Here is a 21,730-nt window from a genome sequence, read left to right as displayed (position 1 = left end):
TGCTTACCGCAGCTTTAGGGTTACAATACATACTACCACCAATAAGATCTGCACGATCCAGAACCTTGTTACGATCTTTGCTTCATGATAACCCAGTTTCTGGTAATGATGGTGCAGCGGGCTCATCAGGAAGATCCTGCGCCCCTCTCCATACTTCTTCTTGGTATATTTGAAATAGGTTACCTGCAATGTTACGCTCAGCAATTCCACAAAGAACACCCCGCAGAAGATCGGGATCAGCAATTCCTTATGAACAATAATAGCGATGGACGCAATGATCCCTCCCAGCGTTAAACTGCCGGTATCGCCCATAAACACCTGGGCCGGGTAAGAATTATACCAGAGGAAGCCCACACAGGCCCCGATCATGGCCGCCAGGAAAATAGACAACTCACCCAGGTTGGGGATATACATAATATTCAGGTAATCCGCAAAATTGAAGTTTCCGCTGGCGTAGGCGAAGATCCCCAGCAACACACCAATCAGCGCGGAAGTGCCCGTAGCCAGCCCATCCAGCCCATCGGTGATATTGGCGCCATTGGACACCGCCGTAATGATAAAGACCACGATCAGTATATACAACACCCATGCGTAGTCCTTCAGCGCCTTGGGTAAAAAAATAGCGTAGTCAAGTTCATGGTTCTTCACAAACGGGATGGTGGTAATGGGCGCTTTGGTGGCTACAAAATGCTTGGTCCGGTTGTTCACGGTTTTGGTAATCACTTCCGTCTGAGCGGCATCGGGGGTTCCTATATATTCCCGCCAGATCTTCACATTACTGTTAAAGTATAATACGGAGCCTACGGTAATACCCAGCACTACCTGTCCAAAGATCTTAAACCATCCCGCCAGGCCGTCTTTATCCTGCTTCTTATAGGCCTCTCCTTTTTCACGGGCAATACGCTTGGCCCTTAGCTTCAGGTAGTCATCCAGGAAACCGATCGCTCCCAGCCAGATCGTTGCAAACAACATCAGCAGGATATAAACGGTATTCAGCCGGGCAAAGAGCAGGGTGGGCACCAGGATACCAAGGATAATGATCACACCACCCATGGTGGGCGTTCCCTTTTTTGCCTGCTCACCGGCCAGGCCCAGGTCCCTTACAGATTCGCCCACCAGCTTGCGGCGCAGCATATTAATAAGCCGTTTACCAAATATCAAAGTGATGGTAAGCGCCAGCAACACCGCCATCATCACCCGGAATGTGATAAACTCCATCAGGTTCCGACCGGGAAAGTTGATGCCGTTTTGCTTAAACCACTCAAATAAATGATATAACATACTTAATTAATGTGCTAATTTGTTTGTTCGAAAACGGGTCAATGTCCAACACAAACCCTTTAACTGTTCCACTTACTTCTCCAACAACTCAAAAACCTCCCGTAATACCTCCCGGTCATCAAAGTGGGTCCTTACCCCGCTTGCCTCCTGGTAGGTCTCATGCCCCTTGCCTGCCACCAGCACAATATCTGATGGGCTGGCAAGACTGATCGCGGTTTTGATCGCTTCTCTTCTGTCTGTGATGGACAGGCATTTTCTCCTGCTGCCCGCAGGCACACCGGCCTCCATATCTTTTATGATCTCCTGCGGATCCTCATTTCTCGGATTATCACTGGTAAAAATGACCTTATCGCTATACTCGCAGGCCACCTCTGCCATTACCGGCCGTTTGGTCCTGTCCCTGTTGCCCCCGCAGCCAACTACCGTAATAATCTGCTCAAACCCTTTTCTTAATTTCTTAATAGTTGCCAGCACGTTCAGCAATGCATCCGGTGTGTGTGCATAGTCCACGATCCCGATCACATTCGACCGGGGGGAGATCAGGTATTCAAACCTTCCGGCGGCACCATTCAGAACGCTCAGGGCCTGCAGCACGGCTACCTTGTCCTCCCCCAGGCAAACCGCCGCGCCATATACTGCCAGAAGGTTATAGGCATTAAACTCACCGATCAGGCGAAAATGCACTTCCTGCTCGTCCACCATCATGTGTAGGCCCATGATACTGTTATCCAGGATTTTTCCCTTGAAATCGCTGGTGGTTCTCAGGCTGTAGGTCTTTACGGAAGCCCGGGTATTTTGTACCATCACCATGCCCCGCCTGTCATCCACATTGGTCAGAGCAAATGCCTCCTTCGGCAATTGATCAAAGAAGGATTTTTTTACCCGGATGTATTCATCAAAAGTTTTATGATAATCAAGGTGATCATGTGTAATGTTGCTGAAGAGCGCTCCTGCAAACTGCAGCCCCCCGATGCGGTGCTGGTGAATGGCATGTGAGCTCACTTCCATAAATGCATAGTCGCAGCCCTCCTCTACCATCCTGCCCAACAGGGCGTTCAGGCTTACCGGGTCCGGCGTGGTATGCGTGGCCTCAAGCGTTGCCGCACCAATACGGTTCTGAACCGTGCTGATCAAACCGCAGGCAAAACCCAGGCTGCTGAACAACTGGTACAGCAGGGTTGCAATGGTCGTTTTTCCATTAGTACCTGTTACACCCACCAGTTTCAGCCGCGCAGAGGGCTGCCCATAAAAATTATGGGCTATAATACCGGCCGCAGCCGCACTATCCGCCACCTGTACATATACAACACCCGGGCTCCGCTGTTCCGGAAGGGTTTCACAAACCACTGCAACGGCGCCGTTCTGAACAGCATTGTCAATGAACCGGTGCCCGTCGGATCCGCCCCGCACCGCCACAAAAACCGCCCCGGGCTTTATATTCCGGGAGTCGATGGCTACCGCATTTACATCCACAGCCGTACTGCCCTGTACGGCCTGCAATGGGGTCTTATATAATATATCCTGTAACTGCACCTGTTTTATTTATGCCAGATTTAAAATCACTGCCTGTCCTTTTGCAAAAGAAGATCCCGGGGCAATCGACTGCCCCTGTACCTTTCCGTTACCCTGTATCTTCACGCGCAGCCCCATCTGTTCCAGCAGATGGATCGCGTCCCTGAGCCCCATACCCTTTACACTGGGCATAACGTTGGTACGCACCATGTTACCGGCGATCACCGGCTTAAATTTTTTCGCATACATCGTTGCCCAACGGCTGGCCTCCAGCGAATCTACAAAGGGTACATTCAGGATCCCCAGCACATTCTTGATCGCCTTTGCGCTGCCCGCATAAAAGTAGCTGGTGCTGTCCTTTGTACCTTCATAGCTTTTGGGGGTCTTACGCTCCACATACATGGAGTATACTTTTGTAGCGATCTCCCGGAATACCGGGGCCGCCAGCTGCCCGCCATAATACAAACCTGCACCGGCCCGGGTCCGGATCACCACAATACAGGTATACTGGGGATGCTCTGCCGGGAAATAACCGGCAAAAGAAGCCTGGTAAATGCCGTGGCCGTACTTGGTATTTCCGTCGGCCACATGCGCCGTTCCCGTTTTGCCGGCAATCTTAAAAGGTACCCCTTCAAATACTTTTTTACCGGATCCTTCGGTAACCACCAGTTCCAGGCTTTTTTTTGCGGCCTTTATTGTAGAAGGTTTTGCTATTTCCTCCTCCAGTACCCGGGGCTCCATCTGTTTTACAACCACTCCTTTATTCCGGATGCTGTTCACCAGGTAGGGGCTAACCATCTTCCCGTTATTGGCAATGGCATTGTACAATGTCAATAATTGCATAGGGCTGATCTGTATCGCATAGCCAAAGCTCATAGTGATCAGGTTCATCAGCCCGCCATGATCCTTTTGCAACGGGGCAATACTGGGCGCAGGAACAGCACTCAGATCAATCGTCGATTTCTTATCCAGGTGGTATTTGGCCAGGTATTGTTTAAATTCTTCCGGGTCCTTCCCAAAGGCTTTCATCCCCACTTTTCCCATCCCGATATTGGAACTGTGCGCAATGCATTCCTCGATCGTCAATACCGGCCTGGGCATAGCATGGGCATCTGTAACGATCCGCGGCCCTACCTGCATGCGGGCGGCGCCCCCTACCTCAAACAGGTCTCCGGGTTTTGAAGTGCCTTTATCCAATGCCGCCAGGAACGTAGCTATTTTAACCGTGGAGCCGGGCTCTGTTACCCGCAGCGCGTAATTATCATTTTCCCAGTAGGTAGTGTCATTTGCGTTCCGGCCCAGGTTGGCAATAGCCTTTATCTTGCCCGTTTGGGTTTCCATTAAGATGGCAGTGCCATATTCTGCATGGATCGACTGTAACATCCGCAACAATGCCGTTTCGGCAATATCCTGCATGTTCACATCCAGGGTTGTGTAAATATCCCTTCCGTCTTCCGGTTCTACCTGAAAGCCTTCCACCGGTACTGCTCCGCCGGAGATATAGCGCACTACCCGCTGGCCGTTCTGACCGTTCAGCAGGCTATCATAGCTCATCTCCAGGCCCACGTTCATCTTTTTTACCTTTCCCTCGCTGTTCACATATTCGCGGCTGAGCCCGATGGTCCGGTTGGCCAGCAACCCAAAAGGAGCGATCCGTTTACTGGTCTCTTCCACAATGATGCCGCTTTTATTCTTTCCCAAACGGATCAGCGGAAAGCCACGCAATGTTTTATAATCTTCAAAGGAGATCTTCTTTTTCAGCGAATAGTAGCGACTTCCTTTTTTATACGCCTCATCAAATTCCTTCCTGTATTGCCTGGCCGTTTTGTCTTTAAAATAATCAGCCATGGCTGTTGCAAAAGAATCGATGTTTTCTTTATATACTTTTCCATCCTTCAGGCGCAGCCCCTCAGCCATAAAGTCCATATATATATCAAACTGCGGCAGGGAAGTGCTGAGCATCTGCCCGTCCTCACTAAAGATGGTGCCCCGGTCAGCGTTGATCTCTACGATCTTCTGGTGCATACTATCGCCCATGCTCCGCCAGTGCGCCCCCTGCACCTGCTGGATAACGGTAGCCCGTCCCAGTACCAGTATACAAAGCAGCACGATCCCTATAAAACAGAGATACACCCGCCACAATATGTCTTTCTTGATCTCCAATGCCTCTTAATATTTATGTATGGTTTGCATATATTCTTCCAGTGAATCCTTCAACACATAAGGCGACTCCTGTAGCTCGTTCAACCCAAGCGGCTGTAATGCCTTTGCCAGTTCGCTGGGCTTACTGCGGAACATCACCTCGCTCTTCAGACTCTTGTATTCCCATTGGAGCTCCTTTACCTCTTTTGCCGTAGCATTGATCTTACGAACCGTTTTATCGGCCATATGCCCGTTATAAATGTAAACGACCGCCAAAAAAGCCAGGTAAAACAGGAAGGGCACCTGCTTTACAATGGACTGGTAATTCAGCAACTTCTTCCAGTTCCACCTGGATTCTTTTTCTTTCTTTTCTGTCAATTTTTATTTTTTCAGCTTTTGTACTTCTATGATCTTCCTTGTGTCACTCCCTTCAGGGCCTGAACCAGTTATGAGCTATCAGGTTTCAGCTATCAGTTATCAGATGCTGTGTTAAACAATGTTCAATCTCCTTCACCCGTCAGTAGTCAGTGAGAAGTGAAATGGAACAGTGTCAACCTTAAACTCAACCCTGAAACATCAAACTTCAAATCCGCCGGTTAGCAGTGAGAAGTGAGATGAAACGGCGTCAAACCTCAAACCCGCTCGGCCACCCGCAGCTTTGCACTTCTTGATCTTGAATTATTCTTCAGCTCTTCCGCACCGGCGGTTACCGGCTTACGGGTAATGAGCCGGAACACTTTTTCGGTGGTGTGCTGCACAAACGGGTTTTCTTCTTTTTCTTCAAAACTCCCATCCCTGAAAAACTGTTTTACCAACCGGTCTTCCAGCGAATGAAAAGTGATGACCGCAATACGACCGCCCGGTTTTACTACTTCTTTTGCCTGTTCCAGCAGTTCTTTCAGCGCCTCCAGCTCCTGGTTCACTTCAATACGCAGAGCCTGAAAAACCTGGGCAAAATATTTGTTCGGGTTCCCTTTTACCACCGGTCGCAACGCATTTTTAAAGGCATCAATGGTTTTTAGCGATACCTGGCCTCTTACTTCAACAATGGTGCGGGCAAGCGTGCGGGCATTGGTAACCTCTCCGTATTTTTCAAACAACTTGTGCAACTGCAGTTCCGTATAGGTTTGCAGGATGTCAAAAGCTGTTACCGGCTGCCGGCGGTCCATCCGCATGTCCATGTCGGCATTGAACCGGATACTGAACCCCCGTTCCGCCTCATCAAACTGATGGCTGCTTACACCCAGGTCGGCAAGCACCCCGTCAACCTCATGGATATCATGAAGACGGAGAAAACGTTTCAGGTGCCGGAAATTCTGCGGAATGAACAGCACCCGCGGATCATCCGGTATATTCTGAACTGCATCAGCGTCCTGGTCAAATGCCACCAGCCGCCCGTTTTTCCCCAGTTGCTGTAAAAGGGCCGCCGAGTGACCACCGCCACCAAAAGTGGCATCCACATAAGTGCCGCCGGGTTTAATATCGAGCCCCGCGATGGTTTCATGCAGTAATACAGGAATGTGATAGGAGTCGTGCTGGTCAGTTGACAAATTGATAGGCGTTCTTACATTTTTATTCTTTGTCATAACCTGTCAACTTTAAAACTTGTTAACTTTAAAAACCCATTTGCTACAACCCTCCCATGACCTGGCCGGCCAGGTCGCTGAATGCATCCGGTGAAAATGAGTCAAAGAACTCTTTGTATTTAGTAGTGTTCCAAATCTCCATACGGTTACCCGCCGGTACCAGCACAATATCCTTTTCCAGTGCTGCATATTCTTTAAGGGTGGCCGGTAATAACAATCTTCCGGCGGTATCAGGTTCCACAAGGGTAGCTCCATTCAAAAAGTAACGCTTAAATGCCCGTACCTTGGGATCAAAATCATTCAACCCGTTTATTTTTTCCGCCAGCGGACTCCAGGTGCTGAGCGGGTAAAGACTTAAACATTTTTCAAACCCCCTGTTAAGGACAAAACGGTCCGCATCCTCCGGTTGCAGCTGCTTTCTGAAACCAGCCGGCAAAAGGAAGCGTCCTTTTGAATCTACTGTTGCCTCGAATTCTCCGAGAAAACCTGTCATAAACCGGGAGACTTTAATTATTTACTAAACTTAACACAAAATAACACTTTTTCCCACTTACATACCAAATTTCGCGCAAATTCATTTATCCACAAATTGAAATAGCCTGAAATGCAGTACTGTATTAAGTTTCATCGATTTTAACGACTGTTTGGGGGCTTTGACTGTGGATATAATGTGAATACATGTGGAAAACCCACACAAACACCCGGAAAAGATGTGCAATATTACAGGTAATTCCGAAGAAAAACACTCTTTATATTACTATGTATCAGCAATTTGAATAAATAACCAGGAAACGGCCGGAAGCGCATTAACTTATCCACATTTTTCAAAAAAAAGACAGGTTCCGGGAAGCCGGTGGGCAAAATCCCTGTTCCCGGCTCCGGGTATGGAGCATACAAACAATCGTTCAAATTTGTAAAAAAGCAACCGGGAAGAATATTCTAATAAAAGAGGGGTAAAATAAAGTTGAGGCGGCCTTGCCGGCACCGGAACGGACGAAGCGCATAAAGAAGCACCTAGCGGGTCTGCCTCAGGAAAACGATCAGGTCGTAATTATCTGCCATCCGGATCCGGCTTTTTATAACCACACCCGTTGCGCCCATGTTTCTTTTCATGAACATTTTTTTTTGCATCAGCGTGCCAAGCGCGGCCCCTCCCTCCCTGGTTGATACCATAAAATCCGGGTACCTGCACTGCTTAAAATAAAACTCAACCGCATTTTTATCGGCTACAGGACCAAAATACTGATCTGTAAAACCCTGGTGCTTTTCGCTGTAAACAGATACATTGCCCTCACCGAAATCCGTTGCAACCACAAAATACTCCTGCTTGAAAAAGCTGTTCAGCAGGACACCAAGAGAGGTTATAGCCATGAACTTCGTTTTCTGTAAATGCCCGTTATGCGCGTTTATGACCAGCTTTCCATCGGGGACCTGTGCAGCGATCCTCCGGATATTCTCAAACATATAATGATCCCGCACTTCAAAATCATTTTTACCGAACCGGTACCGGTAAGCCACATCAATCTGCTGCTCCAGCAACGCGCCATAGTACCTGCAGGCCGCTGTTGGGCAACCTGCTGCCAGTTTCTTTGCCACCGGCTTCAGGTCTTCAAAATCCGCCTTTGCCAGGTTCTTATACCCCACCCCTGCATCCCCCGCAAAGCGGTCCAGCACTTTTTTCTCGTCCTCTGTAAATGCCATCAGTGGCTGGATCTTTTTAATGATCCCATAAAAACCTCTTACTTCCGCCCCGTAAATATGCACCCGGTCGGCTTCCGTTTTGTCCTTATTAAAATTGCGCAGCCATTGTAGCAGCTCCCTGTTGGAGAGCATTGGCCTCACACCACCGATGTAATCTATAGTATCCGCACGGCCATTGATGTAATCATCCAGCTTTTCGGCGGCCAGCAGGTCACCCTCATCCACGATGGCCTTCACCTTCATTTCCGAAACCAGGAAACGCAGCATCCGGCGTTTACACTGATTGAAGGCGGCGGTTCCATGAGTGCTTTCCCCGAGCCCGATAACACGCGCGCTCCCGATCATTGTCTTCAGGCAGGCAAGATCTTCCGGATCCCCTTCCTGTTCCAGCGTTTTAACCGGGTATGCTGCTTTATCCAAAGCCTGAACGACCTCCTTCATATTCAGCTGGGTCAGCCCCGGCAAACAAATCGGAAAAAGCATCAACAACAGGTAATATTTTTTCATACTGCGGGTTTTAGATAACAGGTCCTGCACATGCACACAAAAAGCATAACAGGCTGGTACCGGAACGTCAAAAGCCGGAATTGGCCGTCATTTTTAGCGCAACAATGGTTACTTTTGCAAACTAATTTAAGCACAATTAATGAAAGAATATAAAAGGACCTTAATTACAGCAGCCCTGCCCTATGCCAACGGACCCGTGCATATTGGTCACCTGGCGGGCTGTTATATTCCGGCTGATATTTACGCGCGTTACCTGAGAGCACAGAAAAAGGATGTAAAGTTCATCGGGGGCAGCGACGAACATGGCGTGCCCATCACCATCAGGGCTATGAAGGAAGGTGTAAGCCCGCAGGATATTGTTGACAAATACCATGCGCAGATCAAAGACAGCTTTGAGCAGATGGGCATTTCATTTGATATTTATTCCCGCACGTCCAACCCCGTGCACCATCAAACGGCAGCCGACTTTTTTAAAGTGCTTTATGATAAAGGACTGTTTGAAGAACGGGAAACGGAACAATACTATGACGAAAAAACCAACACGTTTTTAGCAGACCGCTATATTACCGGTACCTGCCCTGTATGCGGCAACCCGGGCGCCTTTGGCGATCAATGTGAAAAATGCGGCAGCAGCTTATCGCCGGAGCAGCTGATCAACCCGCGCAGCACACTCAGCGATGCCATCCCCGTAAAGAAAAAAACAAAGCACTGGTATTTTCCCCTGCAGCACTATGAAACATGGCTGAAGGAATGGATCCTGGAGGACCATAAAGAATGGAAGGCGAACGTATATGGCCAATGCAAAAGCTGGCTGGATAACGGCTTGCAGCCAAGGGCGATGACCCGCGACAGCAACTGGGGCATTAAGGTACCCCTTCCGGATGCTGAAGGAAAAGTATTATATGTGTGGTTCGACGCCCCTATCGGTTATATCTCCGCCACCAAAGAGCTTACCGATCAATGGGCCGATTACTGGTGCCGGGAGGATACCCGCCTGGTACATTTCATAGGAAAAGACAATATCGTTTTTCACTGTATCATATTTCCGGCCATGTTAAAAGCACATGGCAATTTTGTGTTGCCGGACAATGTGCCCGCTAATGAATTCCTCAACATCGAGGGCCAGAAGGTATCTACCAGCCGCAACTGGGCGGTTTGGGTACACGAGTATGTAAAAGACTTTCCCGGATGTGAAGATGCCCTGCGTTACGTATTGTGCAGCAACGCCCCCGAAACCAAGGATAACGATTTTACCTGGAAGGATTTCCAGGACCGGATCAATAATGAACTGGTATCTATTTTCGGGAATTTTGTAAACCGCACTTTTGTGCTGATGCATAAGCTTTGCAACGGTAAGGTACCCAAACTGCATACAGAATTACTGGACGATGCCGATAAGACCCTCATCTCCGATATTCAGCAGGCAGAAGCGAAGGTACAAACAGCTTTGGAGCACTTCCGCTTCCGCGATGCCCTTTTTGAGGTGATCGATCTCAGCCGTAAGGGTAATAAATATATGCAGGAAAAAGAGCCCTGGATCCTGGCCAAACAACTGAAGGCCGACAACCCGGAAAGCGCAGTGCTGCAGCAGCGGATCGACAACTGTCTGCATCTTTGTCTGCAGCTGACCGCAAATCTTGCCATTCTGATCAACCCATTCCTGCCCGCAACCGCATTAAAAATGCTGCATATGATGAAGGTGGTGGAACGCATGCTGGATTGGGAAAACGCCGGGAAGATCAACCTGCTGAGCGTGGGTTATGCGCTGCGTGCACCGGAGTTATTGTTCCGGAAGATCGAAGATGCAGAAATAGAAGCACAACTGCAAAAACTGAGGGCAGGCAGCGAACAGGCAGCTGTCAGCAGTCAGGCACCAGCTGTTACCGATCAGCAATCACCGGATCACAAACTGCAGATCTCAGATCTCAAATCTGAAATCACTTTTGATGATTTTGCCAGGATCGACCTGCGTGCCGGAACGATCCTCAGCGCTGCAAAAGTTGAAAAAGCCGATAAACTGCTAAAACTGGAGATCGACCTGGGCTTTGAACAACGGACCATCGTTTCGGGCATTGCACTGCACTTTGCACCGGAAACATTGCCGGGCAAAAAAGTAGTGGTCGTAGCCAACCTGGCTCCCCGCAAAATGAGGGGTATCGAAAGCAATGGGATGATCCTGATGGCGGAGGATGCGGAAGGCAAACTGGTATTTGTTGCCGCCGACGAAAAAGCGCCCAACGGTGTAGCAATCAGCTAAAAAACGGGGGAGCCGCCGAAACACAGAAACACTGAATCTTCTGTGTTTCAGCGCTTCAGCAGCGACCAACAAAAAACATTATTAAAACGTTGATATTTATACTTTTATTTAGCAAAGCCATTCCGCATTTTTTCGCTATTTTTAAGTATAAACCAACAAAATTTTGAAGACCAGGATCCGTCTGAAAGACCTACCACGCCTGAACCTCCGGTTCAGGAGAAGGCGGTACCGCTTTTGGCTTATCGTTCTCGGGATCGTTGCAACGGTAGTCACTGCCTTTAATTTCTGGTTTATCGACCATGCAGAATCTGCACTGGAGCAGATCGTGGAACGGCAATCGAAGGGCCGGCTCAAACTCAAGGTTGACAAGTTCCGGTTTAACTGGATCAAAAACAGGATCGAGCTGCAGCAGGCCCTGTTTTACTCCACCGACAGTTCCGCAAGATCACTTTACAACGTTAACGTAAAACGGATCACGATAAAAGCCCGTGGCTTCCTGCCCCTGTTGTTTAAAAAGCAGATCCTTATTGACTCCATCCATCTTTATACGCCGGCGGTAACGATTACCCGGCTGAACCGGCGGGCCAGGCGGGCCGACAGGAACAAGGGAGGCCCCGGGAATGCCGCAGACGAAAAATTTTCCGTAGCGCTGGAAATGGGGAAAGTATCCAATTCCATTAACGATGCCATTAACGAACTGAAGATCAACCGGTTTATTCTTGATGATGGCAGCCTTTCACTGATCGACAATACCCGGCCACAGGAAACCCCCTTTGTGGTCAATAAGATCGATATGCGGCTGAATGGCCTCCAGGTAGACAGCACCACCAGCAGGAAAAACAGTAACTCCGGCGAAAAGATCCCTTTTACCGACGAGATCTACATACGCTCACATGACCAGAACATTATTTTCCCCGGCAACAGGTATATGCTGAGCTTTAAGAACTTTAAGTTCACCCTGCAGGATCAGCGTGTGGAGTTTGACAGCTGTACCATCCGGGGCACCAAAGATGACAGCTCCAAAAGTGCTTTCAAGATCTATTTTGACAAGCTCCGGCTCACCAACATCAATTTTGACACCCTTTATCATGAAGAAGTAGTGCAGGCTGATTCGGTTTACAGTACCAATCCCAATATTTTCCTGGACATCGACAGCGACCAGAAGACAGCACGGCACAACAACAAAAAGATCCAGAAGATCGACGACCTGCTCCAGCAGTTGTTCGGGGATGTTATGCTCAATTATGTCATTGTGCAGAACGCCGGCATCAACATCAACACCATCCGGAAAGGAAAGGTCAATACCTTTAGTTCGAGCCACAACAATTTCGAGTTACAGGGTCTGATGATCCGCCAGAGCTTTGACCAGATGGTAAAAGTGGACAAATTCCTGATGACACTGCACAACTATGAAACGCGCCTGCAGGATGGAAGATACGCGCTGGCCTTTGACAGCATCCAGTTCCTGAATGATGCGATCAACCTGACAAAATTTTCATTCAAAGAATACGACAGGGGAAAGCTGGTCAACAATATCCAAATGCCCCGCTTCGAGCTCCGTGGCCTGTCCTGGGAATCGTTATTATACGACAACTTTTTCAGCGCCGGCAGCGCATTGTTCCTCAACCCGGAAATCGAGTATTCGCTAAGATCCCCGGGAACAAAAAAAGATAAAAGCATCTTTCATACCCTCAGTAATATCGGCTCTGTAATGAACCTGGATGCCCTAAGCATCCAGAATGGCGACATCCGCCTTAACCTTGGGAAAAATGCAACACTCAACCTCGTCAATGCCAACCTTTCGGTTATGCCGGATGAGCTGACCGCTTCCCGCAAGGTAAAACACATCCGGCATTCGATCAAAGTCTTCAATTTTAACAAAGGCTTGTTCAAAAAAGGGGCGCTTTCGGTAACACTGAACCAGGCCGCCCTGGACAAGAACAAGGGCATCAGGGCCGCCAGCATGGCCGTACAGGGCAACAGCATCCAGGCTGCAATAACCGATGCCCGGATCGGAGACCTGATCCTGGACAGCACCAATCAACGGCTATCCATCTTTGGCATCCGGTGGCAAAATGCCGACATCCGTGTCAACAAACAATCCCCTTCAGAAAAGGCTCCCAGGAAAAGAGCCCTGAATCATCTTCTGATCAATGATCTTGACGGTAAAAATACGACCCTCCGGATCCATAACGTACACCAGGATATCAGCGGGCACTTTCAATCGCTTGCCGTAAAAGAGCTGCGCAAAAACAAACATGCCGATATCATTGTAAAAGGGCTTGCACTTAAGGGGAGCAATTTGCTGGTAACAATGCCCGGGCAGCGCATGACAGCCGGGCAGCTTATGGTAAACGACACCACCACCAGTACCTTACATAATTTTGTATTTGAAAAAACAACAGGAACGGATTCCATCCGGGTAAAAATTCCGCAAATAACCTTCGTTCCCTATATGAACCGTATCATCAACGGAACACTGCAGTTGCAAACGCTTACACTTGCGGATCCGGATATAAGCGGGCACTTTGAAAAAAAAGAGGACAGCCGGCCGGAAGAAAAAAAGCAGATGCCGGAGATCCTCCTCGGTGATGTATTATTACAGCGGCCTAAGCTGGAGCTTCGTTTTGTCAATAAAAAAAATGAGGCCAGCACCGTCCGTTGGGATGGTGTACCAGAGAACAGCTACCTGCGGATCCACGAGCTGACCGCTAACCACAGCCAGCTCCTCAATATTGGACAGCTGCAGGCCTACCTGACCAACTTTGAGTTTTTGAATAACAGCAACGGGAACCGTTTTGCCACCAATTATAACAAACTGAATATAACGCTCGACCAGTTAAAAGCGGGTAAAAACGACGCTGGTACGCTGGACTGGAGCACATTGCTGAGTGTACACTCCATGGATCAGCTGGTATTTGACAGCCTGGGAAAAAAGAATGCAGTCCTCAAACTGGATACGGGGGAAGTACGGAATATCGCCCTCAATTCCAGGGACCTCCGGAATATAGGAGCAGTGATCCGGGCAAGCGATCAGCTTTACATCGGCAATGCCACCGGCAGTTATACCACTGCTAAAAACAGGCTGCACTGGTATAACTTCAATTTTAACAAGGGCTTTTTCAAGGTCGACTCCTTCAACCTGGCGCCGGTCCAAAGCATCGGAGATTACCAGAAAGCAAAGGCCTTTAACGAAGATTATCTCACATTGAACACCGGAACGATCAGCGGCGGCCCCTTCGACAACCAGGCCTATGGCTCCGATAGTATTCTTAAAATTGGTGCACTGCATGCAGACGCGGTAAAGCTACTCTCCTTTAAAGACAAAACACAGCCGGACACTGCAAAAAAATACAAAGGGCTGCCGGTTAAACAGATACTGAACATCCCCATCCGGATCAATATAGACACCGTTGGTATTTCCAATGCCTATGTGGAATACCGGGAGATCAACCCGGTTACCAACAAGCTGGGGATCATTCCGGTAAACAACCTGAACGCATTATTGTATCCTGTACGGAACTATGGGCTCCGGCCTTCCGACAGCCTTTACATCTGCGCACAGGCAGATGTGCTTGGCGCATTAAGTACCCGTTTATCAGTACAGCAATCCTACACAGACAGCCTGGAGCGGTTTCGCATGCAATTACATACCGGCCCGCTGGACCTGAAAAAATGGAACCAGTCCCTGCTTCCGTTAGTAAGCGCTGAAGTATTGCGGGGGCAGCTGGACAGCCTGGACATGACCGGCCTGGGTAATGAAGACTATTCCAGCGGATCAATGCGCATGTATTACCAGGGATTAAAACTGAGACTGATGAACAGGAAGGACCAAAGCACCCAGCGCTTTTCTGACAAACTCATCAGCTGGGCCGCCAATGCACTCATTCTCCGGAAAAATAATAAGGGCAAAAATGCGCCGGTGTTCTTTGAGCGGCTGAAAGACAAATCGCCCATTAATTTCCTGATCAAATCGGCCCTGGAAGGTATTAAATCCAGCATCGGGATACCGGGTGTCAGGGGAAAGGAACGCAGGTATATACGAAAGACGAAACATTGAGTTGCGGGCACGCCAGTGGTCCGCCTTCGGTTATCGGGCATTTTGAAGTGGTGGATGCACCACCCGGATCGCTGAAATCCCGGGCAACAGATTTTATGGAATATTTTTTTGCAGGAAGATGGCTACCCCCGAAGGGTCAATATTCTTCCGCAGGATGCGCCCCTTTGAATCAATCAACAAATTAAAAGGAATAAACTGTATCCCATATCGGAGGGCGTTGGCAGAACTAAAGGAAGACTCCAGATCCGAAACATGCAGCCAATTTTCCAGGCGGTCTTTTTGAATGGCAGCGTTCCACTCCACCGCATACTGATCCAGGGATACGCCCAATATCGCAAACCCTTTATTTTTATATTGCCGCAGCATCGCATTCCACCGGGGATTTTGCGCCCTGCACGGCACACACCAGGAAGCCCAAAACTCAACGAGCGTATATTTATAATCAACAGGGTTGTAGTTTAATATTTTTGACCCGGGCGTTTTCCCGGACGGCAATGCAAATGGATCCCCTTCTTTCAAATTTACTCCGTTAAGGGCAGCGATCTTTAACTTCATATTTTCATAATAGCTGCTTTTGATGGCCCTTCCGGTCATCTTACCCATGATCTGCTGGTAGCTACCCAGGTGCTCCGCTAAATTGGCACTGTCGATATCCAGGATAGCAAGCGCCGCAATCGGGCTTCCGGGATGCTTCATTGCAAAAGCTCTTTTCGCCTTTAACAGGGCCGCATAATTATTTTGATGGTTCTGCCTTTTGGCTTCCCTTTCAAACTCACTATAAATCTTGTCAGGAAGCGTACTTCTCTGATACAAGCTATCCATAATTTTATAGACAGACCGTTTGTTATACTGTTCGTTCAGCTTTACGATCTTCTCATATAGTTCAGCATCCCTGGCGTTTGAGCTGATATTCAGCCCGAAGAGATCGGATCTAAAATTATCATATTGTTTGTAGTTCAAGATCTTCTGAACGGTCAACCCCTTAACGGGTGTCAGAACGTATGAATCAGATTGACCCGGATCCAAATAAATATATGTAAATAATGTTGCCGCAGGATGATCATTTTTCAAAAGTTTGATACCCCCATCTTTTGATCTGAAGTAAATGGGAGCGCTTCCTTTTTCCAGAGGATAGCCAATCCCAATGGGATATTCTCCGGCTTCAATATTTTCCAGCCAAATATCCAGCTTCCCTTTATTTAGAGGAGTGTCTATTTTCAATGGCATTATAAACATTCTGGCGCCCGGCAGATCAGGAAAACTTCCGGTAAGATGCACCCGTTTATATTCCTGGGCCGAGGCCCCGGAACTGACCAGCCAAAACAGTGGTACTAAAATAACTGCCAGACGATAATATCTCTTATTCATACGCTTCCGCTAATTGGCTAAATACAGCATCCGCCGGAAAGTTTTGCGGGATACACAGACCAAACTCCCCCGGCCCGCCAAGGGAACATCAAACATCAGCTGCCGGTGCTACTATGAACACCATAAACCCAATAGTGGTGGTATGCATTCAGCCCTGGGCGCACAAAACATTGAGCACCGGAACCTTGAAACAATAAGCATCAAAAATCACTTCCGTTTCAGCTTTGCGATCAGGGCCGTTACAGCCGGCCGCTGCAGCAGTGCCGGTTCAATTTCCAGGATCTTTTTCAATTGGCGGGGAGCTTTTACCAGCCCCTCTTCCAGCTCCACCAGCGCCTGCTTCGATTGTCCCATACCAAAATAGAAAAGCGCCCTGTAATAATAGAATAATGGTTTATCAGCACCAATCCGCAGGACGGCATTCTCAATCTGCTCCAGGCCCTGGCCAAACTGTTCCGCCTTATAAAGGCAGATGATCAGCGCCTCCCAGCCCATCAGTTGTTTCGGGCGCAGCCGCACCACGTTTAAAAAATATTGCAGTGCTTCCTTTTCCAGTCCCAGCGCCAGCTTGCTTTGCCCCATCAGCAACAGGTATTCCGGCATATTATTCTTGATCTTCAGCGCAGCCTCCAGTTGACGGATGCACAGCTCAAATTTATCTTCTTTATAATAGGTAAGCGCCATTTTATACAGCAAAGCCCCCTTATCGTCATTAAGATGTGAAGCTTTGCGAAAGTAGAACCGGGCCTGGGCGTAATTTTTCAGTTTTTCATAACAATACCCGATCGCCTCGTAGATCACATCCTCCGGTTTGGCCAGTTCCAGCACCCGCTCCAGGTATTCTATGGCGTCCTTATACTTGCGGAGCCGGATATAAGCATCCCCGATATTCCGGTAGGCATAATCAAATTTTTCATCAATAGCGATGGCGTATTTATAGGCATCAATTGCCTTTTCGTACAGTTTAATTCCCTGGTAGGCCGCACCCAAATTGAACCAGGCCAGTTCACAATAGGGAAACTCGTTGATGATCTTCTGATGCAGTTCGATACTTTCCGCATTCCGGCCGGTATAGTCCGTCCAGAAACAGATCTTATACAAGGCCTCTTCATTAGCCGGTTCCAGCTCCAGGATCCATTTCAGGCAGTCAAAGACTTTATCAAAGCTCTCATAGTCATCATATACGTCTGCCAGTTCAAAGAGCAGCTCTATTTTTTCATCTCCTTCAAAAAGCGTCAGCGCTTCTTCCAGGAGCACTACGGCCTCTTCCTGCCGGTCAAGGGCCAGCAGCGCCTCCGTTCTTAAAATATAAATATCAATATTGTTCCCGTCAAATATCGAAGCCTTATCCAGTAATTCGAGGGCCACATCGTAGGCCCGGTTATTTAAAACGAGGTCGGCTTTCTTTATCAGTAACCCTGCCGAATACGGAAACTGCTCCATTGCCGTTTCTGTGGCCTGCAGTGCCTTCTTAAACGCCTCGCGGGACTCAAAATAGTTGATAATCCGTTCAAACTCCTCTTCTTCAAGATAGGATGCCGAGCGCCCTGTTTTCAGATTTTCATAGCGTTGTAATAATTCTTCTATATCCTCCTTGCGCTCCTCGCTCTGATGCGAATACTCTCTCATATCTGCTCATTTATTTATTATCAAAACCACAAAATCCACTAATTTGTTTCAATATAGTAAAATAATACTATTTCCACCCCTCATAAGTTATCCTCCTGTGTGTAAAACTTTCTTATAAGAGGCTTTTGCCGGCACTTTTGTTGCATTTTATATAAAACGCTACAAATCAATAATATGAAAAAAATCATACCCTTAAAAAGGTTTAAAAATTCTCTAACCCGTTCCGGAATACGATTATCTGATATTCATATAAAGGGTTTTCTGGTTAAAAAAAAATTAAAATTTTCGATTCTTACAATTATATTATACCTTTGTATCAGTTTAAATTATTAAAGACATAAAAAAATGTTGAAAACCTTCTTACTTACTGTGCTTTTTGTCCTGGCTGTAGGGGGTGTTTCGTTTGCAACTGAAAATACCGCTACAGATGTTGATCATGGGAAAGACAAACCGAAAAGCGGTTATGTAGTTGCTGAAAATAAATTTGAAAAGCAACTTTCATCTTTTTCCCTGAGATCTGATTACCAGTTCAGAGGAGACCGGGTACTTACGAACACAAGCACAACCAATAACAATTATATTAACCTGAATACTTCTATTTCTTACCAGAAAGGAGCCAATACCTATATGGTACCTTACAAAAAGAAAGTGATATTAAACCGGTTTACCTTCAACCCGAACGAATCGGTGAGGAACCTGTACCGATAATTACCGGAAGTAGAATCGTTATAAGAAACTGAATCGCTCCTTCATCAGGGAGCGATTTTTTTTACAGAACGGGTCTCCCGCAGATATTTCTTCCGGATCACATCCTGCACATTGATCCCTGACAGTTTACTCTCCAGCCAGCTGATCACATCCAGGTAGGCAAAAGCCCTTGCCTCCAGGCGGTTACTTTGATATTTTTTGAGTTTCGTCAGCAGCTTCTCAAATTCCGGCCGGATGGTTTTTGCGTTGAACCGGAATGCATTCCGGAGGAAACGGAACATTTCTTCCTCTACTTTGCTGAGGTTCTCCATCTTTGCCATGTACCGGTATACCGATTTGATCAGGTATTCCAGCAGATCAAAATTACCCAGCTCATAGTGGGCGATCAGGTGCAGCAAACGGGAATAACATTGCAGATCGGTTCTCAGGTCATCTTTCTGATGGATGATCCGGTTCAGGTAATCAATAGCCTTTTTGTTATTGCCGCTTCCAAAATACAGGCAGGCGATCTTATAATAAAACACCATTACCCGGTGCCGGTCAAGGTACCTCCCATGCTCCACCAGCATCTCCTCCAGGTAGGGCACCATCTTCAATCCCCTGTGAAACGTGCCTTCCAGGAAATGCAGGTTAATCACCGCTGTATACAGGTACACATACCCCGTGATCCGGTTATTGTTGTTATCCTGTACCAGCGGGGTTTGCACAAAATGCTTGAATTTTTTGATACAGGCAGCCAGCCCTTCATGGTTCATCAGGTCAAAGTGGGCGCTCATCAGGTTATGCACTCCCTTGATATACATTGTTGTTTCAACAGCGATCATATGCGGAGCGGCCTCAAAAGTATCTACCCATTTCTGGCAATACCGGTAAAACATCAGGAAATCCAGCTTTATAAATGCATACCAGGCATAGCTTTGATAGTAATATTGCTTTTCATAAAAGCCGTCCAGCTGAGCAACATTCCGGGGGAGGCTTTTTTCAAAAAAAAGTTTGGCCGTCTTCACATCATTCTCATTACGGGCGTGCCCGTTCTGGATGTACCAGCTGTACAATTGCAATGCGAGATTGGAGAGGCTATTGATATGCGCCAGTTTTTCCACGATGCTGTCCGCCTCTTCCGCCAGTTCGTCTGCCCGGCTCTGGATGCTCCGGGTTATGTAGAGGCCTTCTATTTTCTTTTCAAAAAACAATGCCTGCTGCAAATAGGTCAGCTGATGGTAGGTGCGGGCAAATTCCTTGGTTTTATCCAGCACTTTCAGGGTCTGCAGGTAAAGCCCCTTGTTAAACAGGATGCGGGCACTATCCATCATTTCCCGCAGCTGCATGTCTACATTCTTGTCATCCCGGATGATCCTCAGGCTTCCCAGTATCTGCTTATACAGCAGTGCTTTGGTATTGGAGAGCTGTTGCTTGCTTACAGAGGGCACCCGTTTCAGCACCTGTTTTTCGTCGTATTCCGTCAATTTATCCAGGGCATTAAAAAGCTGCATGCTTTTGAGCGATTCAGCACCGGAGTTACGCCCCGCAAAAAGCTTCAGGTTCCGCTTTTCTGATTTTTCCAGCGATTTTATCAATTGAAATAACGCGTCTGTCGACCTACTGGGCATCGTAATTTACTCCTTCTTTTAATAATGATTATCAATCAATTATAATTCATCAATTCCCTTTATTCAATGTAAGTAGTTCCACAAATTGGTTTCGGATTTTTATAATATAGGATTATTTTTAAGGATATTACAAGAAACCTCATCCTGATGTTGTGGATTAGGTATTGAAAATAACAATTCTAAATTAAATAAACGAATTATGGCGGATAACAAGGTTTTTATTTTTGACACTACATTAAGAGACGGTGAGCAGGTTCCCGGTTGTAAACTGAATACCGAAGAGAAAATCAAACTGGCGCTGAAACTGGAGGCTCTTGGCGTAGACATCATTGAAGCCGGTTTTCCCATTTCAAGCCCTGGTGATTTTGCTTCGGTGGAAGAGATCTCAAAAGTGATTAAAAATGCTACCGTATGCGGGCTTACCCGCGCGGTACAGAAGGACATTGAAGTAGCGGCAGCGGCACTGAAGCCGGCTGTGCGCCCCCGGATCCATACCGGTATCGGTTCTTCCGACAATCATATCAAATACAAATTCAATACCACCCGCGAAAACATCATTGAGCGGGCGGTTGCAGCGGTAAAACTGGCCCGGAACCTGGTTCCGGATGTGGAGTTCTTTGCGGAGGATGCCGGCCGTGCCGACCTGCAGTTCCTGGCCCGGCTGGTGGAAGCCGTAATTGGCGCCGGCGCCACCGTAGTGAATATTCCCGACACCACAGGTTCCTGCCTGCCGCACCAGTATGCGGAAAAATTCAGTTACCTGCTGAACCATGTGGCCAATGCCGACAAAGCTATTTTCTCCTGCCACTGTCATAACGACCTGGGGCTGGCCACTGCCAATTCAATAGCGGGAGCTATTGCCGGCGCCCGGCAAATCGAATGTACCATCAATGGCATTGGAGAACGTGCCGGTAATACTTCCCTGGAAGAAGTGGTGATGGCCATAAAGAAGCATCCCGAGCTCGATCTTTATACGGGCGTGGATACCACTCAATTGCTGCCCATGAGCCATTTGGTGGCAGAAACCATGCGGATGGTTGTCCAGCCGAATAAGGCCGTCGTCGGTGACAATGCTTTTTCCCATTCTTCCGGTATTCACCAGGATGGCTTTTTGAAAGAAGCAACCACTTACGAGATCATTGCTCCGCATGAAGTAGGTGCCGATACCTCCCGCATTGTACTCACCGCCCGCAGCGGCCGCAGTGCACTGGCCTACCGGTTCAAAAACCTGGGATACGAATTTGACCGGAACCAGGTGGATGAGCTCTACCAGCAATTCCTGAATGTTGCCGATGCAAAAAAAGAAGTGGGCGATGAGGATTTAAAAGAAATGGCCGATAAAGTAAAAACAACCGCTTAGGTTTTGATA

At 47.8% G+C, this 21,730-nt stretch carries 14 protein-coding genes; 4 read left to right on the top strand and 10 right to left on the bottom strand.

The features are described from left to right. Positions 1–3: 3 nt before the first annotated feature. The 7 genes from mraY to BLS44_RS13720 form a co-directional block, all read right to left on the bottom strand. On the bottom strand, positions 4–1,281 hold the full coding sequence (gene mraY, locus BLS44_RS13750) for a phospho-N-acetylmuramoyl-pentapeptide-transferase (protein WP_090390672.1): 1,278 nt from the start codon (positions 1,279–1,281) through the stop codon (positions 4–6). 72 nt (positions 1,282–1,353) lie between these two features. After that, a complete protein-coding gene (locus tag BLS44_RS13745) occupies positions 1,354–2,814 on the bottom strand; it encodes a UDP-N-acetylmuramoyl-L-alanyl-D-glutamate--2,6-diaminopimelate ligase (RefSeq protein ID WP_090390671.1) in 1,461 nt (486 codons plus the stop codon). A gap of 9 nt (positions 2,815–2,823) precedes the next feature. After that, entirely contained in the window at positions 2,824–4,956 is a 2,133-nt protein-coding gene (locus tag BLS44_RS13740) for a penicillin-binding protein (RefSeq protein WP_245729214.1), read from the bottom strand. Between the two features lie 6 nt (positions 4,957–4,962). Then, positions 4,963–5,313 carry an FtsL-like putative cell division protein gene (locus BLS44_RS13735; protein ID WP_090390670.1) on the bottom strand — a complete coding sequence of 117 codons (351 nt, stop codon included), beginning with the start codon at positions 5,311–5,313 and terminating at the stop codon, positions 4,963–4,965. A 254-nt stretch (positions 5,314–5,567) separates the two neighbouring features. Then, positions 5,568–6,521: a 16S rRNA (cytosine(1402)-N(4))-methyltransferase RsmH gene (rsmH, locus tag BLS44_RS13730; RefSeq protein WP_090390669.1), complete on the bottom strand. Its 954-nt coding sequence runs from the start codon at positions 6,519–6,521 to the stop codon at positions 5,568–5,570. A gap of 43 nt (positions 6,522–6,564) precedes the next feature. Then, positions 6,565–7,014, bottom strand: coding sequence for a division/cell wall cluster transcriptional repressor MraZ (gene mraZ, locus BLS44_RS13725; RefSeq protein WP_090390668.1), 450 nt, complete (start codon positions 7,012–7,014; stop codon positions 6,565–6,567). Between the two features lie 521 nt (positions 7,015–7,535). Continuing rightward, entirely contained in the window at positions 7,536–8,729 is a 1,194-nt protein-coding gene (locus BLS44_RS13720; RefSeq protein WP_143019765.1) for an erythromycin esterase family protein, read from the bottom strand. Between the two features lie 139 nt (positions 8,730–8,868). On the opposite strand from BLS44_RS13720, the gene metG reads away from it, so the two are divergent. After that, positions 8,869–10,986: a methionine--tRNA ligase gene (gene metG, locus BLS44_RS13715; RefSeq protein ID WP_090390666.1), complete on the top strand. Its 2,118-nt coding sequence runs from the start codon at positions 8,869–8,871 to the stop codon at positions 10,984–10,986. A 163-nt stretch (positions 10,987–11,149) separates the two neighbouring features. Next, on the top strand, positions 11,150–15,046 hold the full coding sequence (locus tag BLS44_RS13710) for a hypothetical protein (RefSeq protein WP_090390665.1): 3,897 nt from the start codon (positions 11,150–11,152) through the stop codon (positions 15,044–15,046). Between the two features lie 93 nt (positions 15,047–15,139). On the opposite strand, the gene BLS44_RS13705 is transcribed toward BLS44_RS13710, so the two are convergent. Together BLS44_RS13705 and BLS44_RS13700 are read right to left on the bottom strand one after the other, a co-directional pair. Beyond that, positions 15,140–16,414 (bottom strand): TlpA family protein disulfide reductase, encoded by a 1,275-nt coding sequence (locus BLS44_RS13705; protein ID WP_090390664.1) that lies wholly within the window; start codon positions 16,412–16,414, stop codon positions 15,140–15,142. 207 nt (positions 16,415–16,621) lie between these two features. Continuing rightward, positions 16,622–18,043, bottom strand: a complete 1,422-nt coding sequence (locus tag BLS44_RS13700) for a tetratricopeptide repeat protein (protein WP_090390663.1) — start codon at positions 18,041–18,043, stop codon at positions 16,622–16,624. Positions 18,044–18,388: 345 nt separating this feature from the next. Here BLS44_RS13700 and BLS44_RS13695 point away from each other — a divergent pair, with 345 nt between their 5' ends. Then, the gene (locus tag BLS44_RS13695) at positions 18,389–18,751 is read left to right on the top strand and encodes a hypothetical protein (RefSeq protein ID WP_090390662.1); all 363 of its coding nucleotides are present in this window, start codon (positions 18,389–18,391) and stop codon (positions 18,749–18,751) included. A gap of 44 nt (positions 18,752–18,795) precedes the next feature. Here the strand turns inward: BLS44_RS13695 and BLS44_RS13690 are convergent, their stop codons facing one another. Beyond that, positions 18,796–20,361 (bottom strand): hypothetical protein, encoded by a 1,566-nt coding sequence (locus tag BLS44_RS13690; protein WP_090390661.1) that lies wholly within the window; start codon positions 20,359–20,361, stop codon positions 18,796–18,798. 199 nt (positions 20,362–20,560) lie between these two features. On the opposite strand from BLS44_RS13690, the gene BLS44_RS13685 reads away from it, so the two are divergent. Beyond that, on the top strand, positions 20,561–21,721 hold the full coding sequence (locus BLS44_RS13685) for a 2-isopropylmalate synthase (RefSeq protein WP_090390660.1): 1,161 nt from the start codon (positions 20,561–20,563) through the stop codon (positions 21,719–21,721). Positions 21,722–21,730 lie beyond the last annotated feature (9 nt).

It is taken from the genome of Niabella drilacis (genome assembly GCF_900101395.1).
GTDB lineage: Bacteria > Bacteroidota > Bacteroidia > Chitinophagales > Chitinophagaceae > Niabella > Niabella drilacis.
The sequence above is the reverse complement of the archived record's forward strand: the minus strand, read 5'-3'. Positions and strand labels throughout refer to the sequence as shown.

What these genes read in the sequence shown, in the direction of transcription:
- mraY (WP_090390672.1), bottom strand. Translation starts at nt 1,281, where the DNA reads ATGTTATATCATTTATTTGAGTGGTTTAAGCAAAACGGCATCAACTTT.
- rsmH (WP_090390669.1), bottom strand. Translation starts at nt 6,521, where the DNA reads ATGACAAAGAATAAAAATGTAAGAACGCCTATCAATTTGTCAACTGAC.
- mraZ (WP_090390668.1), bottom strand. Translation starts at nt 7,014, where the DNA reads ATGACAGGTTTTCTCGGAGAATTCGAGGCAACAGTAGATTCAAAAGGA.
- BLS44_RS13720 (WP_143019765.1), bottom strand. Translation starts at nt 8,729, where the DNA reads ATGAAAAAATATTACCTGTTGTTGATGCTTTTTCCGATTTGTTTGCCG.
- metG (WP_090390666.1), top strand. Translation starts at nt 8,869, where the DNA reads ATGAAAGAATATAAAAGGACCTTAATTACAGCAGCCCTGCCCTATGCC.
- BLS44_RS13705 (WP_090390664.1), bottom strand. Translation starts at nt 16,414, where the DNA reads ATGAATAAGAGATATTATCGTCTGGCAGTTATTTTAGTACCACTGTTT.
- BLS44_RS13700 (WP_090390663.1), bottom strand. Translation starts at nt 18,043, where the DNA reads ATGAGAGAGTATTCGCATCAGAGCGAGGAGCGCAAGGAGGATATAGAA.
- BLS44_RS13695 (WP_090390662.1), top strand. Translation starts at nt 18,389, where the DNA reads ATGTTGAAAACCTTCTTACTTACTGTGCTTTTTGTCCTGGCTGTAGGG.
- BLS44_RS13690 (WP_090390661.1), bottom strand. Translation starts at nt 20,361, where the DNA reads ATGCCCAGTAGGTCGACAGACGCGTTATTTCAATTGATAAAATCGCTG.
- BLS44_RS13685 (WP_090390660.1), top strand. Translation starts at nt 20,561, where the DNA reads ATGGCGGATAACAAGGTTTTTATTTTTGACACTACATTAAGAGACGGT.